Here is a 289-nt window from a genome sequence, read left to right on the forward strand (position 1 = left end):
TTCGCTTTCTGGATCAAGTGGAGATACACAGCAAGAGATACATGACATTTCGCCATAACCATCTTTCGCCATTGTTGTCACACCTTCGTATTGGATAGAAGAGTGTTTGTGGCTCATTGCCATACAGTAGCGACGGAATGAATGTGGAAGTTGGTCTGACCAAAGAACTGTCAAGTTTGGTTCTGGAGAGTTACCGATGTTGTCAAGTGTGTTTAAGAAACGGTAGTCCATCTTAGTAACACGGTGACGACCATCGTTACCCATACCTGCCATAGATGTTGTCAAGAAT

General features: G+C 43.6%; 1 protein-coding gene. It reads right to left on the reverse strand.

Features of this window, described 5'->3' with window-relative positions; translation table 11 throughout:
- The coding region (locus tag C1E99_RS00490) for a pyruvate formate lyase family protein (RefSeq protein WP_330848212.1) at window positions 1-289 on the reverse strand (289 nt) is incomplete at both ends.

Source organism: Streptococcus suis (assembly GCF_002964045.1).
Lineage (GTDB): Bacteria > Bacillota > Bacilli > Lactobacillales > Streptococcaceae > Streptococcus > Streptococcus suis_U.